Origin of the sequence: Streptomyces sp. NRRL F-2664, from assembly GCF_000719345.1 — a bacterium.
In the GTDB taxonomy this organism is placed as follows: domain Bacteria; phylum Actinomycetota; class Actinomycetes; order Streptomycetales; family Streptomycetaceae; genus Streptomyces.
On record NZ_JOFX01000018.1, the window covers coordinates 1 to 25,549 of the forward strand.

32 protein-coding genes and 1 pseudogene are annotated in these 25,549 nt (G+C 72.8%); 19 read left to right on the forward strand and 14 right to left on the reverse strand.

The features are described 5' to 3' along the window. Positions 1-1,524: catalase (locus IF89_RS0117165; RefSeq protein ID WP_030768108.1), on the forward strand; the 1,524-nt coding region annotated here is incomplete at its 5' end. Positions 1,525-1,860: 336 nt separating this feature from the next. Here IF89_RS0117165 and IF89_RS0117170 read toward each other — a convergent pair. Beyond that, a complete protein-coding gene (locus tag IF89_RS0117170; RefSeq protein WP_078628354.1) occupies positions 1,861-2,337 on the reverse strand; it encodes a CBS domain-containing protein in 477 nt (158 codons plus the stop codon). A gap of 105 nt (positions 2,338-2,442) precedes the next feature. Here IF89_RS0117170 and IF89_RS0117175 point away from each other — a divergent pair, with 105 nt between their 5' ends. Continuing rightward, positions 2,443-3,693, forward strand: coding sequence for a cytochrome P450 (locus tag IF89_RS0117175; protein WP_051807152.1), 1,251 nt, complete (start codon positions 2,443-2,445; stop codon positions 3,691-3,693). Positions 3,694-3,981: 288 nt separating this feature from the next. On the opposite strand, the gene IF89_RS0117180 is transcribed toward IF89_RS0117175, so the two are convergent. After that, positions 3,982-4,167: a DUF6381 family protein gene (locus tag IF89_RS0117180; protein WP_030768117.1), complete on the reverse strand. Its 186-nt coding sequence runs from the start codon at positions 4,165-4,167 to the stop codon at positions 3,982-3,984. A gap of 38 nt (positions 4,168-4,205) precedes the next feature. Next, positions 4,206-4,565: a hypothetical protein gene (locus IF89_RS0117185; protein WP_030768120.1), complete on the reverse strand. Its 360-nt coding sequence runs from the start codon at positions 4,563-4,565 to the stop codon at positions 4,206-4,208. Between the two features lie 122 nt (positions 4,566-4,687). Here IF89_RS0117185 and ppk2 point away from each other — a divergent pair, with 122 nt between their 5' ends. Continuing rightward, entirely contained in the window at positions 4,688-5,656 is a 969-nt protein-coding gene (ppk2, locus tag IF89_RS0117190; RefSeq protein ID WP_030768123.1) for a polyphosphate kinase 2, read from the forward strand. Between the two features lie 177 nt (positions 5,657-5,833). Next, complete coding sequence (locus IF89_RS0117195) at positions 5,834-6,244, forward strand: hypothetical protein (protein WP_030768126.1); 411 nt, start codon at positions 5,834-5,836, stop codon at positions 6,242-6,244. Positions 6,245-6,293: 49 nt separating this feature from the next. Here IF89_RS0117195 and IF89_RS0117200 read toward each other — a convergent pair whose 3' ends face one another. Beyond that, the gene (locus tag IF89_RS0117200; protein ID WP_063831314.1) at positions 6,294-7,271 is read right to left on the reverse strand and encodes an AraC family transcriptional regulator; all 978 of its coding nucleotides are present in this window, start codon (positions 7,269-7,271) and stop codon (positions 6,294-6,296) included. Between the two features lie 144 nt (positions 7,272-7,415). Between IF89_RS0117200 and IF89_RS0117205 the strand changes: the two genes are divergently transcribed. Together IF89_RS0117205 and IF89_RS0117210 are read left to right on the forward strand one after the other, a co-directional pair. After that, positions 7,416-7,649 carry a hypothetical protein gene (locus tag IF89_RS0117205; RefSeq protein WP_158717876.1) on the forward strand — a complete coding sequence of 78 codons (234 nt, stop codon included), beginning with the start codon at positions 7,416-7,418 and terminating at the stop codon, positions 7,647-7,649. A gap of 304 nt (positions 7,650-7,953) precedes the next feature. Continuing rightward, entirely contained in the window at positions 7,954-8,505 is a 552-nt protein-coding gene (locus IF89_RS0117210) for a ribosome-inactivating family protein (RefSeq protein WP_234327788.1), read from the forward strand. A 115-nt stretch (positions 8,506-8,620) separates the two neighbouring features. Here IF89_RS0117210 and IF89_RS0117215 read toward each other — a convergent pair whose 3' ends face one another. Beyond that, entirely contained in the window at positions 8,621-9,484 is an 864-nt protein-coding gene (locus IF89_RS0117215) for a membrane protein (protein ID WP_030768137.1), read from the reverse strand. A gap of 387 nt (positions 9,485-9,871) precedes the next feature. Between IF89_RS0117215 and IF89_RS0117220 the strand changes: the two genes are divergently transcribed. The 3 genes from IF89_RS0117220 to IF89_RS0117230 all read left to right on the forward strand — a co-directional run bounded on the left by IF89_RS0117220 (position 9,872) and on the right by IF89_RS0117230 (position 12,396). Further along, positions 9,872-11,077: a hypothetical protein gene (locus IF89_RS0117220; protein WP_051807154.1), complete on the forward strand. Its 1,206-nt coding sequence runs from the start codon at positions 9,872-9,874 to the stop codon at positions 11,075-11,077. 96 nt (positions 11,078-11,173) lie between these two features. Next, complete coding sequence (locus IF89_RS0117225; RefSeq protein ID WP_030768142.1) at positions 11,174-11,365, forward strand: hypothetical protein; 192 nt, start codon at positions 11,174-11,176, stop codon at positions 11,363-11,365. A 53-nt stretch (positions 11,366-11,418) separates the two neighbouring features. Continuing rightward, complete coding sequence (locus IF89_RS0117230) at positions 11,419-12,396, forward strand: DNA topoisomerase IB (protein ID WP_420706929.1); 978 nt, start codon at positions 11,419-11,421, stop codon at positions 12,394-12,396. Between the two features lie 48 nt (positions 12,397-12,444). On the opposite strand, the gene IF89_RS0117235 is transcribed toward IF89_RS0117230, so the two are convergent. The 5 genes from IF89_RS0117235 to IF89_RS0117255 all read right to left on the reverse strand — a co-directional run bounded on the left by IF89_RS0117235 (position 12,445) and on the right by IF89_RS0117255 (position 15,586). Then, the gene (locus IF89_RS0117235; RefSeq protein WP_030768148.1) at positions 12,445-12,669 is read right to left on the reverse strand and encodes a DUF6480 family protein; all 225 of its coding nucleotides are present in this window, start codon (positions 12,667-12,669) and stop codon (positions 12,445-12,447) included. A 126-nt stretch (positions 12,670-12,795) separates the two neighbouring features. After that, positions 12,796-13,026 (reverse strand): DUF5133 domain-containing protein, encoded by a 231-nt coding sequence (locus IF89_RS0117240; protein ID WP_030768151.1) that lies wholly within the window; start codon positions 13,024-13,026, stop codon positions 12,796-12,798. Positions 13,027-13,158: 132 nt separating this feature from the next. Continuing rightward, a complete protein-coding gene (locus IF89_RS0117245) occupies positions 13,159-13,500 on the reverse strand; it encodes an STAS domain-containing protein (protein ID WP_030768153.1) in 342 nt (113 codons plus the stop codon). Continuing rightward, positions 13,497-14,783, reverse strand: a complete 1,287-nt coding sequence (locus IF89_RS0117250) for a PP2C family protein-serine/threonine phosphatase (RefSeq protein WP_030768158.1) — start codon at positions 14,781-14,783, stop codon at positions 13,497-13,499. The genes IF89_RS0117245 and IF89_RS0117250 overlap by 4 nt, the downstream gene beginning before the upstream one ends. Next, positions 14,783-15,586, reverse strand: a complete 804-nt coding sequence (locus IF89_RS0117255) for an alpha/beta fold hydrolase (RefSeq protein WP_030768161.1) — start codon at positions 15,584-15,586, stop codon at positions 14,783-14,785. Before IF89_RS0117255 ends, IF89_RS0117250 begins: the two co-directional genes overlap by 1 nt. 137 nt (positions 15,587-15,723) lie before the next feature. Here IF89_RS0117255 and IF89_RS45995 point away from each other — a divergent pair, with 137 nt between their 5' ends. The 4 genes from IF89_RS45995 to IF89_RS0117280 all read left to right on the forward strand — a co-directional run bounded on the left by IF89_RS45995 (position 15,724) and on the right by IF89_RS0117280 (position 19,256). Continuing rightward, positions 15,724-15,870: a hypothetical protein gene (locus IF89_RS45995; protein WP_158717877.1), complete on the forward strand. Its 147-nt coding sequence runs from the start codon at positions 15,724-15,726 to the stop codon at positions 15,868-15,870. Continuing rightward, positions 15,863-17,149, forward strand: coding sequence for an amidohydrolase (locus tag IF89_RS0117270; RefSeq protein WP_078628356.1), 1,287 nt, complete (start codon positions 15,863-15,865; stop codon positions 17,147-17,149). Before IF89_RS45995 ends, IF89_RS0117270 begins: the two co-directional genes overlap by 8 nt. Before the next feature lie 127 nt (positions 17,150-17,276). Continuing rightward, a complete protein-coding gene (locus tag IF89_RS0117275) occupies positions 17,277-17,609 on the forward strand; it encodes a plasmid stabilization protein (protein ID WP_030768167.1) in 333 nt (110 codons plus the stop codon). 57 nt (positions 17,610-17,666) lie between these two features. Further along, positions 17,667-19,256 carry a phytoene desaturase family protein gene (locus tag IF89_RS0117280; protein WP_030768170.1) on the forward strand — a complete coding sequence of 530 codons (1,590 nt, stop codon included), beginning with the start codon at positions 17,667-17,669 and terminating at the stop codon, positions 19,254-19,256. Positions 19,257-19,402: 146 nt separating this feature from the next. Here IF89_RS0117280 and IF89_RS0117285 read toward each other — a convergent pair whose 3' ends face one another. Both IF89_RS0117285 and IF89_RS0117290 read right to left on the reverse strand, forming a co-directional pair. Beyond that, positions 19,403-19,612, reverse strand: a complete 210-nt coding sequence (locus tag IF89_RS0117285) for a hypothetical protein (RefSeq protein WP_030768173.1) — start codon at positions 19,610-19,612, stop codon at positions 19,403-19,405. Between the two features lie 66 nt (positions 19,613-19,678). Beyond that, positions 19,679-20,794 (reverse strand): glutamate--cysteine ligase, encoded by a 1,116-nt coding sequence (locus tag IF89_RS0117290; RefSeq protein ID WP_030768176.1) that lies wholly within the window; start codon positions 20,792-20,794, stop codon positions 19,679-19,681. Between the two features lie 106 nt (positions 20,795-20,900). Between IF89_RS0117290 and IF89_RS0117295 the strand changes: the two are divergent. Then, positions 20,901-21,203: pseudogene (locus IF89_RS0117295) on the forward strand (GNAT family N-acetyltransferase); the annotation flags it as partial. Between the two features lie 21 nt (positions 21,204-21,224). Here IF89_RS0117295 and IF89_RS0117300 read toward each other — a convergent pair. Further along, positions 21,225-21,635 carry an ATP-binding protein gene (locus IF89_RS0117300; RefSeq protein ID WP_051807156.1) on the reverse strand — a complete coding sequence of 137 codons (411 nt, stop codon included), beginning with the start codon at positions 21,633-21,635 and terminating at the stop codon, positions 21,225-21,227. Between the two features lie 74 nt (positions 21,636-21,709). After that, positions 21,710-22,096, reverse strand: a complete 387-nt coding sequence (locus IF89_RS0117305; RefSeq protein WP_051807158.1) for an STAS domain-containing protein — start codon at positions 22,094-22,096, stop codon at positions 21,710-21,712. 198 nt (positions 22,097-22,294) lie between these two features. On the opposite strand from IF89_RS0117305, the gene IF89_RS0117310 reads away from it, so the two are divergent. From IF89_RS0117310 to IF89_RS0117335, 5 genes are all read left to right on the forward strand, one after another. Then, a complete protein-coding gene (locus tag IF89_RS0117310) occupies positions 22,295-22,783 on the forward strand; it encodes a hypothetical protein (RefSeq protein WP_030768188.1) in 489 nt (162 codons plus the stop codon). Between the two features lie 191 nt (positions 22,784-22,974). Then, on the forward strand, positions 22,975-23,448 hold the full coding sequence (locus tag IF89_RS0117315) for a hemerythrin domain-containing protein (protein ID WP_030768191.1): 474 nt from the start codon (positions 22,975-22,977) through the stop codon (positions 23,446-23,448). After that, positions 23,448-23,900: a hypothetical protein gene (locus IF89_RS46000; RefSeq protein WP_158717878.1), complete on the forward strand. Its 453-nt coding sequence runs from the start codon at positions 23,448-23,450 to the stop codon at positions 23,898-23,900. Before IF89_RS0117315 ends, IF89_RS46000 begins: the two co-directional genes overlap by 1 nt. 81 nt (positions 23,901-23,981) lie before the next feature. Beyond that, the gene (locus tag IF89_RS0117330) at positions 23,982-24,686 is read left to right on the forward strand and encodes a DUF6766 family protein (protein WP_030768198.1); all 705 of its coding nucleotides are present in this window, start codon (positions 23,982-23,984) and stop codon (positions 24,684-24,686) included. A 40-nt stretch (positions 24,687-24,726) separates the two neighbouring features. Further along, positions 24,727-25,536 (forward strand): SDR family oxidoreductase, encoded by an 810-nt coding sequence (locus tag IF89_RS0117335; protein ID WP_051807160.1) that lies wholly within the window; start codon positions 24,727-24,729, stop codon positions 25,534-25,536. Positions 25,537-25,549 lie beyond the last annotated feature (13 nt).

Genomic DNA, 25,549 nt, shown 5'->3' on the forward strand with positions numbered 1-25,549 from the left:
ACCCACCACACCCTCTGGAACATGTCCGACCGCGGCATCCCCCGCTCCTACCGCATGATGGAGGGCTTCGGCGTCCACACCTTCCGCCTCGTCAACGCCGCCGGCGAGACGGCCCTGGTGAAGTTCCACTGGAAGCCCAGGCTCGGCGTGCACTCGCTGGTCTGGGAGGAGGCGCAGATGGTCGCCGGGATGGACCCGGACTTCCACCGCCGCGACCTCTTCGACGCCATCGAGGCGGGTGCCTTCCCCCAGTGGGAACTGGGCATCCAGGTCTTCCCGGACACTCCGGAGCAGACTTTCGAGGGCATCGACCTCCTGGACCCAACGAAGATCGTTCCCGAGGAGCTCTCCCCCGTCCAGCCGATCGGGCTGATGACCCTCACCGCGAACACCAAGAACTACTTCGCGGAGACCGAGCAGGTCGCCTTCCACCCCGGCCACCTGGTGCCCGGCATCGACGTCACCGACGACCCGCTGCTCGCCGGCCGGCTCTTCTCCTACCTCGACACGCAGATCAGCCGGCTCGGCGGCCCCAACTTCGGGCAGATTCCGATCAACCGGCCGCACGCCCCCGTCAACGACATGCTCCGCGACGGGATGCACCAGAGCGCCGTGCACACGGGGACCGCTCCCTACCGGCCCAACAGCCTCGACGGGGGCTGTCCCTTCCTCGCCGGCTCCCAGGCCGGCGCCTTCGTCGAGACGCCCGTACGGGTCCCCGAGGCCACCAAGGTCCGCGAGTCGCCTGCCTCGTTCGCCGACCACTTCTCGCAACCGCGCCTCTTCTGGCTCAGCATGACGCCGCCCGAGCGGGAACACATCGTCGCCGCCTACACCTTCGAGCTGTCCAAGTGCTACGAGCAGGCCGTCAAGGAACGTCAGCTGCAGGTCCTGGCGAACATCGATCCGCAGCTGTGCGAACAGGTCGCCACGGGTCTCGGGCTGCCGGCTCCCGCCGCCGACGCGCCGCTCGTCGAGCCGGCCCCCAGCCCGGCGCTCTCCCAGCTGGGCAGGACCTGGCCGGCGGACGGACGGATCATCGGCATCGTCGCCGACGCCGCGGCCGACCTGGACGGCGTACGGTCCGCTCGGCAGGCCGTGCTGGACGCCGGCATGGTTCCCCTCGTCGTGGCCCCGACCGGGGGCACGCTGGGTTCCGACGGTGACCCCGTCACCGTCCAGCGGACCTTCGCCACCGCCCGTTCCGTCGAGTTCGACGCCCTCCTGCTGGCCGGCGTACCCGAGGCGGGGGCGGACGCGTACGGTGCCCGCGACGCGAAGGCCGGCACCGCCGTGCCCCCTGAAGCGCCCGACCCGCGCGTCCTGCTGCTCGTCACGGAGGCGTACCGGCACGGCAAGGCCATCGGCGGCTGGAACGGCGCGGAACGCCTCCTGTTGCCGGCCGGCATCACGGCGGACGACCCGGGCGTCGCGATCGCCGACAGCAGCGCGCAGGCTCTGGAGGAGGTGAAGGCGGCGCTGGGCGAACACCGGGCCTGGAACCGCTTCCCCACCGCCCTCTGAGGCGGCGCCGCAGGGCACACCGTACGGGCCGGACCGCGCACAGCGGTCCGGCCCGTACGGTGATCCGGTGGGCCCGGTGCAGGTGGGCGCTCCGGCGCATGCCGGGCGGGCATGGCGATGCCCCGAGCCGCGTGATGGCGGGGGGAGGGCCACCACGCGGCTCGGGTTCGCTCGGGGGGTCCGCGCCGCTCACCGCCGCGGGCTCCCGTGCTGACGCGTATGGCCGTTCTCCGGCGACGCAAACACGCGAGAGCGACTTCTTTCTCCGCAGTGGGTTCCGCGGGCACCGGCGTCCGGGACAGCCCGAACGGCGCGGGCGCGATGCCCCGGCTCGCGTCAGGGCGCGCCCTCCGGGGTTCCGCGCGCTCGACCGGCGGCCCGGCCGCCGTGCGACTCCTCCTCGGCCGCCGCGGCGATGGAGGCGAGCGGCGAACCGGGGTCGCGTTCGACTTCGAGGTCGCCCAGGGTGACGATGCCGACGAGTTCGCCGCTGCCGGTCTGCACGGGCAGGCGCCGCAGCGCGTGCCGGCGCATGAGGTCGACGGCCTCCTCGACGTGGTGGTCGGGCCCGACCGTGAGCGGTTCGGTGCTGCAGATCGCCTGCACCGTCGTCTCGGCGGGGTCGCGTCCCTCGGCGAGCGCGCGGACGACGAGGTCCCGGTCGGTGAGGATGCCGCAGAGCCGGCCCTCTTCGACGACCAGCACGTCCCCGATGCCGGCGTCCCGCATCACCCGCGCCGCCTCCGCCAACGACGTCAGGCGCTCCACGGTGACCGGGTTGCGCGTCATCACCTCATGCACTCGTCGGGTCATCGTCCCTCCTACGGTGAGGTGGGTACACGGGTGTGAGTTCCAGTATCCGGGTGAAACGGATGCTGCGCGCTGTGTGCGGGGAGCAGCCCCGGGTAGCCGCACCCCATGCCGACTCTCAAGAACCCTCCGGCCGTGTGGACCGACAGCACCCTGTCGCTGCTGGCACGCGGCTACGCCTGGCTTCCCGACCACATGCGCGCATCGGCGGACGGCATCGTCCGTACCCGGCTCCTCGGCCGCAGGACGGTCGCGCTGCGCGGCCCCGAGGCCGTCGCCTTCTTCTACGACGAGGAGCACGTCCAGCGGCGTGCCGCCCTTCCCGACCCGGTGCTCGACACCCTGTTCGGACAGGGTGCGGTACACACCCTCGACGGGCTCGCGCACCGGGTCCGCAAGGCGCTGTTCATGTCGCTGCTGACGGACGAGAAGGGTGTGGCGGCGCTGCGGGAGCACGTCCTGCTGCGCTGGCGGGAGGCCGTCGCGCGGTGGCGGGAGGACCCGGAGCGGCCGGTGGTCCTCTTCGAGGAGACCGCCGAGGTACTGGCTCTGGCGGTCTGCGACTGGACCGGCGTACCCGTCACCGGGGCGGACGGCGCCGAGCTGGCTCGGGACTGCGTGGCGATGGTCGACGGCTTCGCGACGGCCGGGCCGCGCCACCTGCGCGCCCGTCACGCCCGCAAGCGGCAGGAGGAGGCTCTGGAGCAACTGATCACCCGGGTACGGGAGCGGCAGGAGACGGCTCCGGACGGCAGTGCCCTGGATGTGGTCTCGCGCTACCACGATGCCGACGGCGCCGTGCTGGAGCCGCGACGCGCGGCCGTGGAACTGCTGAACATCATCCGGCCGACGGTCGCGATCGCATGGTTCGCCACGTTCGCCGCGCACGCCCTGCACCGGTGGCCGGAACATCGCGGCCCGCTGCGCGACGACGTGTCCGGCCACCTCGCCACCGGCTTCGCCCACGAGGTCCGCCGCTTCTACCCCTTCGCGCCGTTCGTCGGCGGACTCGCCGTCCGGGATCTGCAGTGGCACGGCGAGACGATTCCCCGGGGAACCCTGCTCCTGCTGGACCTGTACGGGCAGGACCACGACCCGCAGTGGTGGGCCCACCCCTACCGGTTCGATCCCCACCGCTACGCGAGCGGGGAGAGCCTGCACCACCTCGTACCCCAGGGCGGTGGGGACGCGGCCGAAGGCCACCGCTGCCCCGGCGAGGACATCACCGTCACGGTGCTGGCCGCTCTCGTGACGGAACTGGCCGGGCTCGACATCGGCGTCCCCGACCAGGACCTGAGCATCCCGCTGTCCCGGGTGCCCACGCTTCCCCGCAGCGGCTTCCGGTTCCGTCTCGCGTAGGGCGGCGACGCGGGACAGCACGGACAAGAGGGCCCCGACCGGCCGGGGGGGGTGGCCGATCGGGGCGGCCCCAGCCGGCCGGGGGGGAAGGCCGGCCGGGGCGTTCGAGGGGTGGGAGCGGGAGGGGGCGGGGGCGCCTCGGGGCGAGGGCCGCTGAGGGGCACTGCGCCGGATCGGGCCCGAGGGACGCCGTCCTTCCCGCACCCCACACAAGGATGAACGGTCAACGAGTACGCGGTGTTCCCGACGCGGCCGGCATTCTGCACGCGCCGGGAACGCCCTGGGCTGTTACATCGGGTCCATCGTGGCGCTCTCCGCGCCGCCCAGTTCCTCGCACCTCGCGCGCAGGCGCACGGCCTCCTCCATCAGCCGCTCCCGCTCCCCGGCATCGCCGGTCCGCTGAGCCGCCAATTCCAGCTCCTCGGCCTGCTGCCGCAGTGCCTCGACCTCACTCGCCTGCTGCTCACCGCTCACGTTCGTCGTCCTCTCTTTCGGTGCCTGTGGTGGATCCGTCAGTCCTGCGGGTCGACCCCTGTGTAGGCGGATGCGTCCTTGCCTCCGCTGGGGCGCTGCGAGCGCCCGCGGGCGCCCTGGTCGTGATGGCCTTTCTGGCCCTTCTTCGCGACGTCCTCACCGCGGCGGGATGCGGACTGGACCGGCGTGCCCTCGTCCTCAGGCGCCGCCTTCCGGCCGCCCCGACTGCTGCCCGGGGCGGCGCCGGACTTCTCGGGCCGGTCGAAGGAGCGCCGGGCGCTCGGGTTGTCCTGGGTGTGCGTGGAGTCGACGTCCGGGGACCAGCCGTGCTGCTCGGTCCCCTCGTGTCGGCTGGGTCCCTTCCCGTGCGGGGCGTGAGACCTCGGGCTGCTGGACATGAGTGATCCTCCTGCCTTGCGATCCCCTGGTGCGCACCTTCCCCGACTTCCCCTCGGCAACCACCGCCGAACGGGTGACCGAGCCGCGCCATAGGTGCGGCCAGTCGGGGTAGGCGTGGGACGTGAATGATCCCGAACCCCACCGGCAGGCAGCCGACGACCTGCTCTCCGGCCTCAGCGTGGACGACCGCCGACCGGAGCAGCCCGTGCTGCTGGACGCCTCGGGCGCAGCCATCCGCACCTGGCAGGAGAACTATCCGTACGACCGCAAGGTCAGGCGCAGGGAGTACGAACGGACCAAGCGCATCCTGCAGATCGAGCTGCTGAAGCTGCAACGCTGGGTGCAGGAGACCGGTACCCGGCTGGTGGTGATCTGCGAGGGAAGGGACGCGGCCGGCAAGGGGGGCACGATCCAGCGGTTCACCGAGCGGCTGAACCCCCGAGGTGCACGGATCGTAGCTCTGGCCAAGCCGACCGAGCGGGAGGTCGGCCAGTGGTACTTCCAGCGGTACGTCGCACACCTGCCGGCGCCCGGCGAGATCGTCTTCTTCGACCGTTCCTGGTACAACCGGGCGGGCGTCGAGAAGGTGATGGGCTTCTGTACGCCCGAGCAGTACGAGCTGTTCCTGCGCCAGTGCCCCTCCTTCGAGGCGATGCTCGTGGAGGACGGAGTGCTGCTGGTCAAGTTCTGGTTCTCGGTCTCCCGCGCCGAACAGCGCACCCGCTTCGCGATCCGCCAGGTCGATCCGGTGCGGCAGTGGAAGCTGTCACCCACCGACCTGGCCTCCCTGGACCTGTGGGACGCCTATACCGCGGCCAAGGTCGCGATGTTCCGTGCGACCGACACCGCTCACGCGCCGTGGACGGTGGTCAAGAGCAACGACAAGCGGCGGGGCCGGCTGGAGGCCATGCGCAGCCTGCTGTGGCGCATCGACTACGACCGCAAGGACGAGAAGGCGGTCGGGCGTCCCGACACCCTGATCGTCGGCGCCGCCGACACGCTGCTGGAGTCCGGTGAGGAGCCGAGCGACCTCTCCCCCACTCCCCTGGCCGGCCCTCCGCTGGGCCCCGGCCTGCACCCCGACGGCTGACTCCCGGCCGCGGAGCCGGAGCAGACTCCCGCAGCACGGCTTCCCGTTGTGGAAGCACATGCGGGGACCGGTTCGGAATCGGGAGGCGCCTCGCGAGACCGTCGTTTTCCGGCTGCCTCCCGGCATCCTTTCGTGCAGCGGCTTTCGCCGGGCACGCCGCCTCGCTGAAGTGGAGGCATGCATCTCACACGCACCGCGACGGACACCGACCTCCCCGGGGAAGGACGCGAGGACGACTGCGAGCGGGTCAGCCGCGTCCTGGCCCGCGCGGGCTTCGAGACGTCTACCCCCGGGGAGGACGGCCTGCGGGTGTGGGCCACCCCCGAAGGGGTGGTGGTGGGGTGGGTCGCCCGTGAGGTGCTGCGGCCCACCGTGCAGATACACGGCCATGAGGAGGACATCGGCCGGCTCACCTCCCTGACCGGCCTGCACGAGGCACTGCGGACGGCCCTCGCCGTGGTCCTGCGCGAGGCGGGCCTGGACGCCGCCGTGCACGAGGAGCACCTCGTGGTGGTACGCCGGTCGGCGCCGGACGCGACGGGGGCCGGCTCGGACCGACTCGGGCGTGCTCGGACTCACGCGGACTGACGGCGCCGTTTCCCGGGACGACGCGGCTCGATGGCCGGCTGGGAGGCCGTCAGGACCGGGCCAGCGCTGCCCGGGGAGGGACTCCGTAGGCCGCTCGGTAGGCGGCCGCGAAGCGCCCCTGGTGGTGGAAGCCCCAGCGGTGGGCGATGGCCGTGACCGTGTCCCGGCCGGGATCCGCCGCGAGGAGGTCCGCATGTGCCTGCGCCAGGCGCACCCGGCGCAGGTAGGCCATGGGCGTCGTGCCGAGGTGGCGGCGGAAGGCGTATTGCAGGGCCCGGGGCGTGACGCCGGCGGCGGCAGCCGCGTCGGCCAGGCCGATTTCCGCCGCGGGGTGCGACTCGATGAACGCGACGGCGCGCCGGACCGTGTCCGTGGTGGCGTCCCGGGTGTCCGCGAGGACGGGCTCCGGGCGGGCATCGGTGGGGAAGGCGGCCAGCACGGTGGCGGCAAGCAGCCGGGCGGCGGCGTCGACGACCAGCGGTGCACCGTCCGTCGGCAGGCCCAGAACGCTGGCTTCGACGTAGTCGACCGTCCGCTTCCACTGATCGGCCATGGCCCCGGAGACGGGAGTGAAGCGGGTGAAGCGCAGCGGGCGGCCCTGCTGCCCGGCCGGGCGTCCGGCGAGTTCCTGCACCAGCGCGAGCGGCAGGGTGACGGCCCGCAGGTCGGCGCCGTAGACCTCGCCCCGGTAGGGGAGGTGGGGCTGTGAGATCACCAAGACGTCGTCGGGCCCGGCCCGGGTGACGCCGTCCTTGCACTCCCCGACCATCCGGCCGCCCACGACGTGCGTGATGGCGACGGCACCGAGGGGGTCGGTGGTGTAGGAGTACTCCGTCGGCAGCGCCAGGGTACTGAGGGACAGCGGGCCGGCGCTGGTGCGGGAGTACCGGAACGGGCGGCGGGTGGCCGGCGTCCGCATGCGCAGGCTCGTACCGTACGCCGCCTGCAACCAGTCGCGGGCTACGTCCACTTCGCTGGTCCGGAAGCTCTGCCCGCCCTGCGGACCCGGCTGCGGTTGGTACGGCACGGCACGGACGTCCTCTCGCGCGGCGGGCGCGGCACGGAGGAGCAGCGCGATCCCAGGGTAGGCCGAGCCGGCGCCGGCCACGTGCCGCTTCGGGCACCGACAGCTGTTGACTCCCGCCCCTGAGCGCCAGCAGACTGAACGAAGGTGTTGATCTTCGCCACGGGGGGCGTGAACGACGTGATCGTTTTCTATGCATGCCTGGGGCTGCCCGTCGCCGCACTGGTCGCGTTCCTGCTGTGGAGTGACAGGGCCACACGGACGAGGAATCTCGACGGGCTGCGGATCGAGGAACAGCGCCGACAGGAGGCCCACTTCGACAAGCTGTCGCCCGCGCACAGCCTGTACACGCCGCCCGGCCGGCGCAACCGCCGCGTCTGAGGCGTGCTCCGGGGCCGGGGCATATGAAGGCGAAATGCCCGCAGTAAGAGCCGTGCGGATCAGGCTGATTTCTTAGCATCACCGGTCAACAATTCTCCCGGCCGTCACCTGGACGACTAAAAAGGGACCCGTCGAACCGGACCCGGCTCCCACGAGGCGATACGCCGCTGGGGCCGGAATGATGGCGAAGGTGGTGGTGTGCGTGCGCAAGTGCAGCACAGTCCGAGCGATTGCGGTCGCATTACTCACTGGAATCCCGATCCCCGGACCTCTGCCCTGAGGGCCGGCCATGTTGATGCCGATAATGTTTTCTCCGGCTCAGGCCTCGGCCGACGACTACCGGTCCCTGACATCGACGATTCGGGCGAAGGCGGAGGATGCCCAGGGATTCTTCGGCGGGGACGGGCGCAGGGACGGCGACGACATGCCCCATCTTCCGCTGCACATCCAACTGCGGGGGTTGTTCATCGAGCTCTTCATCGAGCTCCGGCCGCGCAATACCAGCCTCCGCCTCTCCGGATTCCGGAAACTCGTAGGAAACGGCGAGGCACCGCCGGAGGCGTCCGTGCACCACGTGCGCGACGCGGCCGCGCCCCAGGAACTCGACCGAACCGAAACCCTGCCGTTCGGCGGGAGCCGCGCGGACCTGGAGACGGCCGCTGCCGTCCGACGCGCCGGGATCCTGATCGGGCGCCGGCCCTTGAGCCTCGCCGTGATCAGGCTGCACCAGAACTGCGATCCGCGGAGCACCGCCTACGGAATGCTCGTGCTTTCGGAAATGCTCTGCGAGGCGGCCCGCTACCCGGCCCTGGCCGATGCGATGTCGCGCTTGTGGGTGACGGGCGGACGACTGTAGGCACCGGAGGAGGACCCGACCGGCGGCGGGCGTCGAAGAAAGGAGGACGGCGGCGATCCGAAGGCCGGGGCGGCCGTGTCACCGCCCCGGCCTCCGCCGTCGGGGACCGGCCGTCTCAGTGCGTGCGGGGGCTTTCCAGTGCGACGGAAGGTGCCTGCGCTTCCCGCGGCTCGGTGAAATCGGCGGCTGCCGGCTCGTCGCCCTCTACGACCTCCAGGTCGACGACCAGGTCCGTCGGCTTCGTCAGGTCGAGACCGGACAGGTGCTTCTTCAGCCTCCTGGCCATGGGGAGGTAGGTCGCGAGCGTGAGCCCGCCGGAGACGACCGCTCCGACGACGGGAATGGCCTTCGAGACGGTCTTGGCGAAGGTCTGCTTCGTCATCTGGACGCCGAGGTAGCCCGCGACCTTCTTCACGATCGGATAGATGACGCCCTGGGTGAGCGCCTTCTGCGGCAGTTTCTTGGCGACCTGCTTCGACATCATCCCCGCAACCTTCCCCACGGCGGCGTTCGCCGACTGGGTGCCGAACATCACGCCCATGAACAGCGTGAGCACACTCTTCGTCGCGTCGTCCATGTCGTCGTTGTCGCCGGAGAACAGATCGGGCCAGCTGTAGAGGTAGGCGAGCTTCTGCGCGATGCGCAGCATGTGGCCGAAGTACTGGGCCACATCGGCGGGAACGGTCGCCGGCAGGAAGAGCAGGCCGGGCATTCCGGCGGCTGCGGAGAGGGCGCTGACCTTGGTGGTCTCGTAGCCGATCGAGTCGTTGGCCGCCCGGTCCAGAACGTGGAGGGGGATTCCCGCCGCTGCCGGGGTCTCCTCGACCGCTCTGCGGATCTGCTCCTCGGAGCACTGGCGGGCCAGAGCCTGCCGGAGGTACGCCTCCCTGTCGATGCGGACGCCCGGGAGGTTCGCCGCGCGCACCAGGGCCGCGGAGAAACGCAGTTCCGGGTTCTCGATGCCTCTGCTCGTGGCCATGACAGGAACCTACAGCAGCGCGGAAACACGGCGATGTGTTTCCGAACAAGCCGTGGTGAACGGGCAGTCGGCGCGGTGCCGCCGTGTCGGGCGGTACGGGAGAGCAGTGCGCGGATCGCGGTGGTGTGGGCGGGCGTCGGAGGCAGGTACCGCTCGGGCTTTGCGTCGGCGCGCGACCTGGTTGCGCCCGGGCCTCCTCGGTGCGGCCGCGGCCGCGGGACGGCGACGTGCCTCCTCGGTGCGGCCGAGACCGTGCGCACGGCCACGGGACCGGTCCGTGCCTGCCGCGGACGCCGGCCGGGGGACTCGTCGCGCCGGACCCCGGCCTGCGCCGCATGCGGTCGTCCGGGGGGCCTCGTACCGTGGGGGTGAACCCCGGGAGGCATCGTGGCGTACCGGTTCTGCGGGAACGAGCAACTCGATTTCGAGGTGCGGGTGCTCCTCGGGGCGGCCTGGCAGAAGGGGTCCGATCCGGGTGAGGTGCTGGCCACGGCCGCGGCCCTGGGCGACGCGGACGGCCGCAGGTGGTTCGAGGGCTGGACGGAGCTGGGCCGGCGCGTCCGGACGGACGGCGAACGCGCAGCCGCGGCGGGGCGGCGGACGAGCGCCCGGGACGCATGGCTGCGGGCGGCGGGCTACTTCGGCACGGGCCTGGTCTCCGCCGACGCGCTGAGCGACGAGGGGCCGCTCCTGGCCGTGTTCCGGGAGCACCGCCAGTGCTTCGACCGGTTCGCGGCGGCGTGGGAGCCGGCCGCGGAGCGGGTGGCGGTGCCGTACGAGGGGACGGAGCTGCCCGGCTACCTCTTCCGTCCGCCCGGGGGTGGCGCGGGCGCGCCGACTGTGATCGTGAACAACGGCAGCGACGGTCCGGTGAGCACCGCCTGGACGATGCTCGGAGCGCCCGCCGTGGCACGCGGCTGGAACGCCCTCCTCTTCGACGGGCCGGGGCAGCAGTCGATGCTGTTCGAGCACCGGATGCCGTTCCGTCCCGACTGGGAGGCGGTGATCACCCCGGTGGTGGACTTCCTGGTCGGCCACGACGGCATCGACGCCGACCGGCTGGTGCTGGCGGGAATCAGCCAGGCCGGCTACTGGGTGCCCCGGGCACTGGCCTTCGAGCACCGGATCGCGGCAGGGGTCGCGGATCCGGGTGTGGTGTCGGTCGCGGACAGCTGGTGGCACCACTTCCCGCCGGAGCTGCGTGAGCTGTTCGACGCCGCCGACCGGGACGCGTTCGACGCGGTCCTGCGCGAAGGGTTCGCACAGGACGCGGAACTCGCCGCCTCCTGGCGATGGCGGGCCAAGCCCTACGGGATCGACTCCCCTTACGACCTGCTCAGCGAGGTGGCCCGCTACGACCTGACGGGGGTGGTGGACCGGATCACGGTTCCGCTGCTGGTGACCTCGCCGGAGGGCGAGCACTTCTGGCCCGGCCAGGCCCGTCGACTGTACGACGCCCTGCCCGGCGAGAAGGCGTTCGTGGAGTTCACGGCGGCGGAGGGTGCCGACCTGCACTGCGAGCCGCTGGGCCGGGCCCTGTTCGAGCAGCGGGTGTTCGACTGGCTGGCCGATCGCCTCGGCGTCAGCGTCTGATCCGGCCCGGTCCTGCACGAAAGCCGGCCCCCGCCGTCCCGCCCGGGACAGGAAAGAGCCGGGGTGTGACGGCGCGCACCGGGGTAGACGCCCGGCATGAAACCGACAGAGCAGTGGAAACCGGGCGAAATCGTGCCTCAGAGCGGTATCTACGCCTGCGACTGCGGCCAGGAGCACCTCTGGAGCAAGAGCACCGACGTCCGGGGGCACCGGTTCCCGCCGCTGCCCTACGAATGCTCCGGCCAGGCCTGGACCCTGCGCACGCAGGCCCACCCCGACGAGGGCTGAGGGTGGCCGCACGGCTGCGGACCAGCGATCCGCAAGGGCGGGGCTGGCGCCGTGTGCGGCACGGCAGGGGCTTCCGCTACCTCGACGCCGACGGCCGGCCCCTGGCGGCGGCGGACCGCGACCGCGTGCGGGCGCTCGTCATCCCGCCTGCCTGGAAGGACGTCTGGGTGTGCCCGTGGCCGAACGGCCACATCCAGGCGGTCGGGACGGACGCGGCCGGGCGCCGCCAGTACCTCTACCACCCGCACTTCCGCGAGCAGCAGGACGCCGCCAAGCACGAGCACGTGCAGCGGGTGGCCCGCTCGCTCCCCCGCCTGCGCGAGGGCGTGGCGCGGGACCTCGCCGGGCGAGGCCTCACCCGCGGGCGCGTCCTGGCCTGCCTGACCCGCCTGCTCGATTTGGGCTTCCTCCGCATCGGCGGTGAGAGCTACGCCCGCACCAACGGCAGTTACGGGCTCACGACGCTGTTGCGCGAGCACGCCGCCTGTCGTCGCGGGGAGATCCGGCTGCACTTCCCCGCCAAGTCGGGCAAGGAGGTCGACCGCACGCTCGTCGACGAGCAGGCGCACGCGGTGGTCCGGGCGCTCCTGCGGCGCAGCGGCGGAGGACCGCGCCTGTTCGCGTACTGGGAGGGCTCCGCATGGCACGACGTCCGTGCCGAGGATCTCAATGCCTACCTGCGGGAGCGCTCGGGGCAGGACGTGACGGCGAAGGACTTCCGTACGTGGTACGCCACCGTGCTGGCTGCGGTCGCCCTGGCCGTTTCCGAGAGCACCGCCGGGGCGTCGCGCGCCCACCGCGGCAAGGTCGTCGCCCGTGCCGTGCGGGAGGTGAGCGAGTACCTGGGCAACACGCCCGACGTGTGCCGGGCGTCCTACATCCACCCTCGGGTCATCGAGCTCTACGAGGGTGGCGTCACCGTCGCCGCCGCCCTGGGCGGGCTGGGCGAGGACGGAATCTTCGGCCGGCCGGCCACCCAGGGCCGCGTCGAACAGGCCGTGCTGCGCCTGTTGCGTTCGGAAGCCGGGTGAGGGGGCCGGGTGGCTGGAAGGCCGTGACCGCCCGCCTCCCGGCCTCGGTCACAGGTTCAGCATGACGGCGTAGGCGAGGAAGAAGAGCGCGCACGCCACGGCCACCAGGCAGATCAGCACCAGCGGGCCCTTGCCCCAGCCCCGGCTGAGGGGACGGTAGGGGCCTGCGCCGGTGCCGGTGCTCGACTCTCCGGGCGGGGTCTCGCCGGGCGGCACCCCTTCGGCGGGCCGCGCGGTGTTGCGGGGGTCCGGTTCCGGTACGCCTGCGGACATCTCTGCCTCCCTCGGCTCGGCGCCGGCCCCGCCCTGCCGGCGGGACGGCTGGGGTATCCGGCGCCTACCCACCGGGTGTCGTCCCAGTCCCTCCGCCCCTCCGCCGGCCCCGGCGGGGGCGACCCGTCAGCCGGAGGACAGGACGGAGTCGTCGAGCGTGCCCGTGCCGGGCAGCTGGTGGCGGGCCGCGATGAGGGCGGCGTGTACGTCCGTCGTGCCGGTGGCCACGCACAGAGCCCGCTCGACCGCCTCCATTTCCGCGCGAACGGGAGAGCCGCCCTCGGCGGCATCGAGTACGGACAGGGCCCAGTAACGGTCGACGAGGCCGGGCAGCACGGCCGGGTGGGCCATCAGCATAGGTGTTCGCCTTTCGACGGGGGATCGTCACGTGGCGGTCGCCTACCCTGCCGATCATCGTCGAACCCTGCCGATCGGCGCCGGACGCCGCCGATCGGCGTCGAACACTGCTGGAGGCGGCTCTCTCCCGGGTCACGGATGCCCGGCGGCGCCGTCGGCGTCCGGACGGAGGGTGAAGACCTGGTCGAGGCCGACGATGCGCATGACGCGCAGGGTGTTGGCGGGAACGCCGGTCAGGACGATGTCGGCGCGGGCACCGTGGGCGTGGGCGCGTGCCACGAGCAGGGCCGTGAGGCCGCTGGAGTCGCAGAAGGCCAGCCCGGCGAGATCCACGACGAGGCACTGGTCCGGTCGCAGGGGAAGGCCCGTGATGCGTGTGCGCAGGTCGTGGGCAGTGACGTGGTCGAGGTCTCCGGCGACCTCCAGGACGGATCCGGTCGCCGCGTCGCGGACGGTGATCTCCAGCCGGCTCATCTCTGCTTCTCGATCGCGGATCCGGGGGCGGGGACGCCCAGGGCGAGCAGTGCGGCGTCGTCGTCCAGGCCGTCGCCGAAACCGTCCAGCAGGCCGACCAGGGCCTCAATGACGGCGCGCGGTGGTTCGCCGGCGTGGCCGGCGGTGAAGTCGCGCAGGGCCTCGTCCCCGTACAGGGCGGTGCGGTTCTGGCCGGTACGGGCCTCGGTGAGGCCGTCGGTGTAGAGCAGGAGGGTGTCGCCCGGGCCGAGGAGGGTGTCGGCGGCGGTGAAGCGTGCGTCGGGCAGGACGCCGACGAGGAGGCCGCCCGGGGTGGGCAGGAAATCGGCCGTGCCGTCGGCCCGCAGGACCAGGGCAGGGGGGTGACCGCCCGCGGCGAGCCGGACGGCGACGCGGCCCGTGGCGGGATCGGGTTCGAGGACGCCGAAGACGGCGGTGCAGTAGCGGAGGTCGCCGCCGGTGTACTGCTCCAGGAGCACCCGGTTGAGGGTGGTGAGCGCGGACACGGGATCGGGGTCGTGCAGTGCGGCGGCGCGCAGGGTGTAGCGCGCCAGCGAGGTGACGGCCGCGGCCTGGGGGCCCTTGCCGCACACGTCCCCGAGGAAGAAGCAGAAACGTCGGGCGTCGAGGGGAAAGAGGTCGTAGAAGTCGCCGCCGAGGCGGTCGGGGGACGCGGTGCGGTAGTGGGCGGCGGCCTCCATTCCGGGCAGGGGCGGAAGGGTGTCGGGCAGCAGCGCCGCCTGGAGTACGGCGAGGACGTCCTGCAGGCGGGCGCGGTCGGCCTCCGCCTGGCGTCGTGCCTCGTCGGCCGCCTTCCGGGCCCGTAGCAGCTCCTCTTCGTAGGCGCGCCGGTCTCCGGCGTCGAAGACGGTGGTGCGGATCAGCAGGGGGTCTCCGGACTCGCTGTACTTGACCGCGGCGGAGACCAGTACGGGCAGCCGGGTGCCGTCGGCCCGCCTGATCTCCAGGGCGATGCCGCCGATCTCGCCCTGCATCCGCAGCAGCGGTGCGAAGTGCGTCTCGTGGTAGAGCTTGCCGCCGACGGTCAGCAGGTCGGTGAACCGCATACGGCTCACCACGGCCTCGCGTTCCAGGCCGATCCAGCCCAGGAGGGTGTTGTTGATCTTCGCGATGGTGCCGTCCATCAGCGTGGACAGGTACCCGCACGGGGCGCTTTCGTACAGCTCCTCGGCGCTGTCCTCCAGCAGGGCGGCGAACGCCGCGTACGAGCCTTCCTCCTTGCCGGCGCCGGACGGCTCGGGCAGTGGCCCGGCGGCGCACATCACCGCAGGCCGGCCAGGAAGTCCGTGAGCGCCTTGTTGGTGGCCTCGGGCGCGGACAGGTGCGGGCAGTGCCCGGTCGCGTCCAGGGTGACCAGCGTCGACCCGGGGACGGTGCGGTGGACGAAGGCGCCGACCTCGCGGGGAGCGATGGCGTCCTGGGCGCACTCCAGGACCAGGGTGGGCACGCGCACGGTCTTCAGGTCGTTGCGCGAATCGGACAGGAAGGTGGTCCGGGCGAAGACGCGTGCCGCGTCGGGGTCGGTGGCGCAGAAGCTGTTCTTGAGCTCCTCCCCCAGCTCGGGCCGGTCCTCGTTGCCCATGATCACGGGGGCCATGGCCGCGGACCAGCCGAGGTAGTTGGATTCCAGGGACTGCAGGAGCTCGTCGATGTCCTGCTCGCTGAAACCGCCGCGATAGGCGATGTCGTCGACGTACCGGGGGGAGGGCGAGACCATCACCAGCGCGCCGATCCGTGCCGGGGCGGCGTCCGCGGCCAGCACCCCGATCATGGCGCTGACCGAATGCCCCACGAAGACCGCGTCGCTCAGGTCCAGGGCCTCGCACACCTCCACGACGTCCGCGGCGTAGCCGGCCAGGGTCGAGTAGCGGTCCTCGGAGAAGGCGGACAGGTCGGAGCGGCCGCAGCCGACGTAGTCGAACGTCACCACCCGGTGGTCGGCGGCCAGGGCTGGGACGGTGAGCCGCCACATGTTCTGATCACAGCCGAACCCGTGAGCCAGCACGACCGTCCGCCCGTGCGGATTGCCGGTGACGGTGACGTTGTTCCTGCGATCGATGTCCATACCCCGCAGTCTCCCAGGTCCTGCTCACCGCATCCTGCGCCGCCTCCCCTCCGGTCGATCCGACGCGTGCCGCGGCCCTCGGCCATCCCGTTCGGCGGGGACGCGGTGGAGCCGGTATGCGGGGGTAGGCGGACGGTATGGAAACCGCCAACCCTCCGGCCCAGGTCGTCGCCGGTTCGTGGGAGACCACGGCGCGCGATCCCGCCGACCGCGTCCTGCCCGACGGCGTCACCGCACCGGCCCACCGCGGCACTGCGGATCAGGGCGCGGGGACCGATGACTGAGCGCCGGGGCCCGGGAGACGGCCGGCAGGCGTGCGGCGAGGCGGGCCTCGACACCCTCACCGGGGCGGAGGAACCCTCCGCCGAGCTGTACGCCCGACTGCGGCGGGAGTGCCGCCGCCGGGCGGACGAGCTGTGGGCCGTCAGCAGCGCGCTGCACGCGGACCCCGAACTCGCCCACCAGGAACACCGCGCTGCGCGGCTGTTGACGGGTGAGCTGCTGCGGGCGGGTTTCGCCGTCGAGCACGGGGTCGCCGGCCTCGACACGGCCTTTCTGGCCCGCGCGCCGAGCGCGCGGCGGCACGGCCCCGGGCGGTGCGTGGCGCTGCTGCTGGAGTACGACGCGCTGCCGGAGCTGGGACACGCCTGCGGGCACAACCTGATCGCCGCGGCCGGCCTGGGGGCGGCCCTGGCATTGGGCGGGGTCCGGGCGGAGATGGGCTTCGGGGGGACGGTCCTCGCCGTGGGCACGCCGGCGGAGGAGCGCGGCGGCGGCAAGGTCGTCCTCGCGGAAGCCGGTGTGTTCGACGGGGTCGACGCCGCGCTGATGTTCCATCCCGGCGTGTACGACTGGTCATGGGCGCCGCTGACAGCACAGACGCAGGTTCGTGTGGGGTTCCACGGGCGGGCGGCCCATCCGACGGGTGACCCCACCGGCGGGATCGACGCGCTGGCGTCGCTCGTCCAGCTCTTCAACACGGCAGCCGTGGTGGGCCGGCGGCTGCCCCCCGGTTCGCACGTCCAGGGGATCGTGACGGACGGAGGAGTCGCGACGAACATCGTGCCGGCGTACGCGGAAGGCCTGTTCGGCCTGCGCGCCGCCACGAGCACCGCTCTGGACGCCCTGGTCGCGGAGGTCGGCCGGTGGGCGGAGGGGGTCGCGGCCGCGACCGGCACCACGGTGGAGGTGGCCCGGCTGGGCAGGGGCTATGCCCACTTCCGCGACAACGACGTCCTGTCGGACCGGTTCAGCCGGCACATCGCACGTTCCGGCATCCGGCTCACGGAGCCCCTCGGCGGGGTGTTCCCCGGGTCGTCCGACATCGGCGACGTCAGCATCCGGGTACCCGCCATTCACCCGTTCGTCGCGATCACCGGCGACGACGAGACCTCGGACCACACCCCCGCCTTCGCGCGCGCCGCGGCGTCGGACCGGGCGCGGGAGGTGATGCTGGCCGCCGCCGAGGCCCTGGCCTGCACGGCGGCCGACGTCCTCACCGACCCCGGCCTAGCGGCCCGGGCCTGGGCCCGGCAGCGCGAGAAGGCGGAGGCAGGGCTGTGACGCCCCCGGCAGCGCCCGCTCCCGTGGCACCTCACCGATGTTTGGCCCGTTTCACGTGGATTGCGGAGTTTTCTGGGTACGCGCAGCATGTCCGTGACACCTCCCGTCGATGAAAGGTCGTCCCGCCATGCCCCGAGGATCCAGCCCCAAGCGCGAGCGCCAGTACGAGCACATCAAGGAGTCCGGCGAGAAGCGCGGCATGTCCGAGGACCGCGCGAAGGAGATGGCCTCCCGCACCGTGAACAAGGAGCGCGCACGGTCGGGGGAGAGCAAGACCGCGAGCCGCAGCTCCACCCGGGGCAAGTCCGCCTCGCAACGCGGTGGTGAGAAGTCCGGCGGCGGGAGCAGCAGCTCGTCCGGCCGCACCAAGGACGAGCTCTACCAGGAGGCGAGGAAGCGCGGCATCGAAGGCCGCTCGACCATGACCAAGCAGCAGCTCGAGAACGCCCTCGACCATTGACCCCGGGACGAGAGGGGAACCGCGTGCACATCCGCCACCGGCCCGGCGGGGTGCTCCGTGCCTGACGCGGTGGTGATCGGCGCCGGCCCCAACGGGCTGGTGGCGGCGAACGTGCTGGTCGACGCCGGGTGGACCGTGGAGGTCCTGGAGGCGCAGGAGGAACCGGGCGGCGCCGTGCGCAGCGACCGTGCGGTGCACCCGGACTACGTGTCCGACGTCTTCAGCGCCTTCTACCCGCTCGCCGCCGCCTCCCCGGTCCTCGCCCGCCTGGACCTCGCCGCGGAGGGCCTGCGCTGGACCCATGCCCCCTCCGTCCTGGCCCACCCCCTCACGGACGGCCGGTGCGCCGTGCTGGAACGCCGGGTCGAGGACACGTGTGCCGGACTGGCAGGCTTCGCCGCGGCCGACGGCGACGCCTGGATGGACATGTACCGCACGTGGTGCCGGCTCGGGCCGGATGTCGTCCAGGCGCTCTTCACACCCTTCCCGCCGATCCGGTCCGGCCTCCGGCTGGCCGCCCGGCTCCGCGCCTCCGGGGGGCTGCGGCTGGCTCGGAGGCTGGCGCTGCCGGTACGCCGCCTGGGCGAGGAGGAGTTCGCCGGGGAGGGCGGCCGGCTTCTGCTCGCCGGCAATGCCCTCCACGCCGACCTGGCCCCGGAGGCGGCGGGCAGCGGCGGGTTCGGGTGGCTGATGTCGATGCTCGGGCAGAGCCACGGCTTCCCGGTCCCCGTCGGAGGCGCCGGCGCGCTGACGGCGGCGCTCGTGAGCAGGCTGCGGCGGCGCGGCGGCGTACTGCGCTGCGGCGAGCGGGTGGCGGCCGTCGACGTGCGCGGCGGCGCGGCGGTCGGGGTCAGGACCGCGGGCGGGGAGACAGTGGGCGCGCGCCGGGCCGTCCTCGCCGACACGTCGGCCCCGGCCCTGTACCGGGACCTGGTCGGCGAGGAGCACCTGCCGACCCGCCTGGTGAGGGATCTGGAACGCTTCCACTGGGATTTCGCGACCTTCAAGATCGACTGGGCGCTGACGGGTCCGGTGCCGTGGACGGCGCCGGGAGCGGTGGGCGCGGGGACCGTGCACCTCGCCCGAGGGGTCGACGGACTGACCCGCTTCGCCGCTCAGATCGCCGCGGGACAGGTGCCCGACGAGCCGTTCACCCTCTTCGGCCAGATGACCACCGCGGACCCCAGCCGTTCACCGGCCGGTACCGAGTCGGCGTGGGCGTACACGCACCTTCCGCAGGAGATCGCCTCCGACGCCGGCGACGACGGCATCACCGGCCGCTGGGACGCGCGCGAGCAGCAGGCCATGGCCGACCGCGTCGAGGCCCAGGTGGAACGCTTCGCACCCGGCTTCCGGGAACGGATCCGCGGCCGCCGCATCCTGGCCCCGACCACCCTCCAGGCCATGGACGAGAACCTCCGCAACGGGGCCATCAACAACGGCACCACCGCCCTGCACCAGCAGACCGTCTTCCGCCCCACGCCCGGCACGGGCCGACCGGAGACGCCCGTCAAACGGCTCTACCTGGCCTCCGCGGCCGCGCACCCCGGTGGCGGCGTCCACGGCGCGCCGGGTGCCAACGCCGCTCGGGCCGCCCTGCGCCTGCACGGGCTGCCGGCCCTCCTCCACCGGGCCCAGCGCGTCTGACGTTCGGGCATCCCGGTCGGGCACGGTCGGGAGGCCCGGCCCGGGGGCCTCGGGCCGCACGCGGCCGAGACAGCCGGCACGGCGGAAAGCGACGACCGGTCCCCCTGCCCGCCGGCAGGGGGACCGGTCGTCGTGGGGCCGGACTGCTACTCGGGCATCCCGGCATCCCCGGTCTTCTCGGCGGCTCGGCGCTGAGCACCGCTGTTCGGGGTGAGCGCGTCCCCGGCCTCGCCCTCGTTCGTCTCCGCGAGCGCCGCTTCGTCCGCCTGCTTGCGGGCCTGCTCGTCGCCGCTCTCCCCCGGCGCCTGCGAGGGCGGGGTCGTGGTCCGGCCGTGCTGCTGCCTCTGCTTGCTCATGGCGCTCCGTTCCTCTGCGTCGTCATCACGATGGCCCGCGTCTGCCCCCGTCCCCGCTCCGTACGCTCACGGCTCGATCGTCATCTGCGCGCACCGGGTGACGACGGAGCCGAGGTCGTGCCCTTCGGCGTGCAGGCGCCGCTGGATGCGGGCGCCGTTCCCCCGTTCGTGCAGATGGGCGATCGCCTCGCGGACCCGCTCGTCGTCGTCGTGGTCCTTCAGTGCCTCGCGCACGTGCTGGTACAGGGCCTCGACGGCGTGTTCGGCGGATGTCTCCCGCATGGTCTCGGGATGCAGCAGCGGTCCGTCGAGGCCGGAGCGGGCGGCCCGCCAGTTGGCGAGGCGCAGCAGGCTCGTGTCGACCCGGGCGGGGGGCTGCCCGTCCTGCCAGGCGCGGGAGGCCGTTTCGACCAGTCCGCGGGCGAGGGCGGCGAGCAGGACCGGAGTGGAGGCGTCCAGGCAGACGTCGGCGACCCGGACCTCCACCGTGGGGTAGTTGGCCGACAGTCGGGCGTCGAAGTAGATCATGCCCTCGTCGCGCAGCACGCCGGTGTCGACCATCTCGCGCACCTGCTCGTGGTAGCGGTCGGCGGAGCCGAAGATCCCCACGGGGCCGGCGGAGGGCCACCGGTTCCACACCCGGCCGCGGTAGCCGGCGTAGCCGCTGTCCTCGCCCTGCCAGAAGGGGGAGTTGGCGCTCATCGCCGCCAGGACGGCCAGCCAGGGCCTGATGCGGTCCAGGACCGCGACGCCCTCCTCGTCCGAGGCGACCGATACGTGGACGTGGCAGCCGCACGTGAGCTGTTCCTGCGCCGTGAGGCCGAACTGCTCGCCCAGCCAGTGGTAGCGGCGGCCGACGTTGAGCGACGGCTGCACCGGCAGCGGCGAGGTGGCCACCGCTGCGATCACGGCGCCGGCGGTCGCTGCGTGCCGGGCCGCCTCGCCCCGGATGCGGACGATCTCCTCCTGGAGCTCGCCCATCTCCGTGATCGGTTTGGTGGCGAACTCCAACTGCTCCTTGTGCAGTTCCTTCTCGAACTCGTGCTCCGTCCCGCCGTCGGCGCCGGAGTTCTGCCATGTCCGGCGCTCCGCGGCCGCCAGGACCGCCCCCGACACGGCCACCGGAGCCCCGCTGTCCGCGTCCACGAGCAGCAGTTCCTCTTCCACGCCTACGCTTCGCATCTCGCCGCCTGTGCATCGATCTGTCAGATGTCCCGCACCTGCCCCGACCGTGCCCCGGCATGCGGCCACCGCTGCCCACCGGCCGGTGCGGTCAGCCGCCGCAGGCGCAGCCGGCGGCCTCTCCGACCGGTGTGCGTACGCGGGCGTCGTGGAGCATTCCGTCTTCGTCCACCCCGGAGCCCGGGGCCGCGGGGTGGGCACGGCGCTCCTGACCGGTTTGCTCGCCTCCACCGAGGCCGCCGGTGTCTGGACGGTCCAGTCGGGAATCTTTCCGGGGAACGCCGCCGGCCTCGCCCTCCACCGGCGCGCCGGGTTCCGCGTCATCGGCACCCGCGAGCGGCTCGGGCGGCTGCGCGGCCGGTGGCGCGATGTCGTACTCGTCGAACGCCGCAGCCCTGCCATCGGCTGAGCCGGCCGGGATCGAGCACGGTCACGCCCCGGACCCGGTGCGGAGTTCGGCCCATACGGCCTTGCCCTCACCCGCCGGCTGTGTTCCCCAGCGCAGCGCGAGGCTGTCGATGATGAAGATTCCGTGGCCGCCGATCGATTCCGCGCGGTGCTCACCCAGCCGCGGCCGGGTCGGGCTCCGGTCGGTGACGGCGATCCGCAGCACGCCGCCGCTGTGGTCGACGCTCAGGTGCTCGGGCCCCTCCGCATGCTTCCAGGCATTCGTGAGGAGTTCCGCCGCGACCAGGACGGCGTCCGCGATGTCGTCGGGGGCCAGCCGCCAGTCGGCCAGGGCCTGGCGGACGCAGGCGATCCCGGCGCCGCATGCTGCGGGGTCACCGGGCTCGAAAGCGAGTTCACGGTGGTGCAGGGCGGTGGACGGGGGAGGTCCCACGGCGTTTCCCGGGGCCGGACGGGTTTCGGTTGCCCGGCACCTGCCCCGTGTGCTGCACGGTATACAGCTGCGCTTCAACGCCCTTGCCGGGCGATCGCTTCCTCGACAGTGGCGTGGACCGCGAAGGAGTCGGCCGCGCCGGTCATCTCCAGGACCTGCCGGACCCCGCGGCTGGGCGACACCAGGGCCAGCGGTACGCCGCGGGCCCGTGCGCTGTCGCGAAGAGCCAGGAGGAGCTTGAGTCCGTCGGCGGTGAACAGCTCCACGGCGTTCAGGTCGACGACGAGGAGCGCCGGGAGCCGGTCCAGTGCCTCGCGCAGCGTTCGGCCGCCGACGGCTGCGGTGCCCAGGTACAGGTCGCCGGAGAGGACGCAGACGAGCGCGCCACCGACACGGATCGTGTCCGTCTTCAGCTCGGGGGCCGCCACGGGCAGGTCGGAGTCCGACGGGTTGGTGCTCATGGACCGCCTCCTCGCCCGCCGGGCCCGGCAGGTGCCGGGCGGCCCCGGCCGGGGTGGTTCCCACCGCGCCTCCTCCGGGCCGGGAGGCGCGAGGACGCCGGAGGGCGGATCGGCGCGCGTGCCGCCCGGTGTGCTGCCTTCGGGCGACGCGGGGTCCGGGGGGCGGATAGGGGCGGTCGGGCGGGGCAGTGCGGAGGTATGGAGCGTACGAAGCGAAGCGATGACGGCGGACCCGATCGGGCGCACCGGCGCCCCGAGGGGGTCGACGACCTCACGGTGGAGGCCCTGGGGTCCTTGTCGAAGGCACTGGAGACGGTGGAGCGAGCCCGGGGCCACCTCTACGGATTCCACCAGCTGACGGGCACGGCGGATCTGGAGCTGGACCGCACCGTGCGGCTGCTGAGAGCCGCCGGACACGACGCGTGGGCCGATCGGGTGGAGCAGGACATCCTGGGACGCAACGTCATCCCCGGCCACTGGACGTTCCAGGTCGTGGAGGCGTACGACGGCACCTACTACGAGCCGTTCAGGAGCCTCGAACGGCAGGCGGTCGAAGCCCTGGCGGGGGGTCGCCAGCACTTGTACGAGGCGGAGATGAAAGAGGCCCGGCGGACGACCGGCCATCCCGACCACGCGGCCCGACCCGACGATCGGGGGCCGGGCGACGCCGGCCCGGACGGGTCGTGACGGGCCCGGAGCGCCCGTCGGCGCCCCGGCCTGCGCGGTGCGCCCGGGGGGCGGCCGCTCGGGTGACATGGCGCCGGGCCACGGCCCCGTAGCCGCTGCCGGGGGCGCTGCGCGGTGAGGATGGACCGGCCCGCTGCACGCCTTGGACAACACACCCTGAGTTCGGGCCACTGGCCCGGAGGAGGACGTACATGGACGCGATCGTGCTCCTGCGCGACGACCACAAGACGGTCGAGAAGCTGTTCAAGCAGTTCGAGAAGACGGGGGACGAGGACACGGCCGAACGGCGCCGTATCGCGGACCAGGTGGTGGAGGAGCTCACCGTCCACGCCTGGATCGAGGAGCAGATCTTCTACCCCGCCGCCCGCGAGGCCGCACCGGACACCACGGACCACATCCTGGAGAGCATCGAGGAGCACCACGCCGCCGTCTGGATGCTGTCCGAGATCAAGAAGATGGACGCGTCGGACGAACGCTTCAAGGCCAAGATGAGCGTTCTGATGGAGAACGTCCGCCACCACGTGGAGGAAGAGGAGAAGGACTGGTTCCCGGACGTCCGCAAGGCCATGGGGCGCAACCGGCTCGCGGAGCTCGGCCAGCAGCTGGAAGCGGAGAAGCCCAAGGCACCGCGGGACCCCCTGGCCGTCCCCAGCGCCACCGCCTGATGGCACCGGGAGGCACCGGGCCCGGCCCGCGCCGGCGCCCGGCCGCCCGACGGGTGTTCGGCGCCGGCGCTGCGGCGGGGCTGGCCGCCGCGGTCCTGGCGGGCTGCGGGGCGTCCGCGGTGCGGGTGGACGGCGCACGGCAGGCCGTGCGCGTCTTCGAGGCGGCGCTGGCCTCCCACGACTACGCGGCGGCGTGCGCGGTGCTGGCCCCGGTGACGCGCTCCCAGCTGGAGCAGGACGAGAAGCAGCCGTGCGCGCAGGCGCTCGGGGGCCAGGAGCTGCCGGTGTCCGCGGCGATCGGCACACCGGAGGTCTACGGGCGGCAGGCCCTGGTCCGCGCCGGCGGGGAGACGCTGTTCCTGTCGCAGTTCACCGGGGGCTGGCGGGTCGTCGCGGCCGGCTGCACCCCGCAGGGCGAGGCGCCCTACCGGTGTCTGGTGAAGGGCGGCTGAGGTGCGGGGACTGTTCGCCGCCTGCCTGATCGTGATCGTCGGCGGGCTGGGGTACTTCATCGCAATCGGGGCGATGCACCGATGAACCGTCAGGGGCAGGACCGCGAGCGTCCCGGTAACTTCTGGAGGGACAACAGCCTCACCCTGGCCTTCGGAACCGCCTTCCTCCTGGTCCTGCTCGGACAGGCGCTGGCCGGGCACGCCGAGTTCAACGAGCAGCTCACCGTGGACGGCCTCCAGCGGATCGGCCTGGGCCAGTACGTGACGTCGTCGGACTTCGCCGTGGACGTCACCGAGAACTGGCAGTCGGAGTTCCTGCAGTTCTCCCTCTACATCTTCGGCACCGTCTGGCTGGTCCAGCGCGGGTCGCCCGAGTCCAAGGAACTGCACAAGATCGGTACGGAGTCCGACCGCGAGCAGCGCGTCGGCGACCACGCCACGGAGGACTCGCCCCGCTGGGCCGGCACGAAGGACTGGCGCCAGCGCGTGTACGCACGCTCTCTGGGACTGGTCATGGGCGGGGTGTTCCTCCTCTCCTGGACGGCCCAGTCCATCACGGGCATGGCCGCCTACGGCGAGCAGCAGCTGCGCCAACTCCAGGACCCCGTCGGGTGGGGCGCCTACGTGGCCTCGCCGGACTTCTGGAACCGGACCCTGCAGAACTGGCAGTCGGAGCTCCTCGCGGTGGCGGCCATGGTCATCCTCTCGGTGTACCTGCGCCAGCGCGGCTCACCGGAGTCCAAACCGGTCGGGGCGGCACACACCTCCACCGGAGTCGAAGGCTGACCCCCGCATCCCGCAAGGCCCCCCGAACGGAGCCCTGATCATGATCGGTCCCTCGGACTTCTCCCCCGCCACGGCCGTCGTCACCGGCGCCGACTCCGGCATCGGCCGCGCCGTGGCCGTCCGGTTGGCCGCGGCCGGACTGGACGTCGCCGTCACCTGGCACCAGGACGAGGAGGGTGCCCGGCGCACGGCCGAAGAGGTCCGGGCGCACGGCCGCCGTGCCGTCGTCGCCCAGCTCGACCTGACGGACCTGCCCGCCGCAGCCGACGTCGTCGACCGGCTCGCCGGCGAACTGGGCCGCCTCGACGTGCTGGTGAACAACGCCGGCACCGGCACCGCCACGCCCTTCCTCGACCTGGACCTGGCGACGGTGCGCCACGTCCTCGACGTCGACCTGGTGGGGCCCCTGCTGTGCGGCCAGCGGGCGGCCCGGCACATGATCCGCCAGGGCGGCGGCGGGCGGATCGTCAACGTCACCTCGGTCCACGAGCACCAGCCGCGGGTCGGCTCCGGCCCCTACTGCGCGGCGAAAGGCGGACTGGGCCTCCTGACCCAGGTGATGGCGCTCGAACTCGCCGAACACGGCATCACCGTCAACTCCGTCGCCCCCGGGGAGATCGCCACGCCCATGACGGGCCAGGAGGACGAGGACGTACGCACCGAGCCCCGGCCGGGCATTCCCGCCGGCCGGCCCGGCGACGCCCGTGAGGTCGCCGCCGTCATCGCCTTCCTGGCCGGGCCCGACGCCTCCTACGTCACGGGAGCCTCCTGGGCGGTGGACGGCGGCATGCTGCGGATGGGGCCGATGGCCGGATCGCACATGGACCACGACCGGTGGCGCCGGCCCTGACCGGCCCTTCGCC